The sequence below is a fragment of the Saccharothrix sp. ST-888 genome, from assembly GCF_000955975.1.
Lineage (GTDB): Bacteria > Actinomycetota > Actinomycetes > Streptomycetales > Streptomycetaceae > Kitasatospora.
Genome location: NZ_JYJF01000565.1, coordinates 1 through 358, shown reverse-complemented (window position 1 = coordinate 358; position 358 = coordinate 1). Strand labels below are relative to the sequence as shown.

1 pseudogene is annotated in these 358 nt (G+C 70.4%); it reads left to right on the top strand.

Annotated features, from left to right (window positions below):
• Nucleotides 1-326: pseudogene (locus tag UK12_RS43985) on the top strand (hypothetical protein); the annotation flags it as partial.
• Between the last annotated feature and the right edge of the window lie 32 nt (nucleotides 327-358).

Below are 358 nucleotides of genomic sequence, written 5' to 3'. Positions count from 1 at the left end.
CGGACTTGCGCTCAGAACGCATCGCGACGGGCACGACGGCCACGACGGCCAAGACGGACACCAAGATCACGACGGCCACGGCTGCCACGAAGCAACACCTCTTACCCGATGGCCTATCCGGCGAGCAGCCCCCGGACGACGTAGGGCTGCAGGCTGAAGAAGGCAAGCAGCGGTACGTCTACCGAGAGGAGGCCGCGCCCATCCGCCCCCCCCCCGGCCTACCGCCCCGCCCGCACCAAGACTGCCCCGACGGCCACGCCGGCCACGACGGCCACGACGGCCACGACGGCCACGACGGCCACGACGGAACACCTCTCACCCCTTGACCGATCCGGCCAGCAGTCCCCGGACGAAGTAG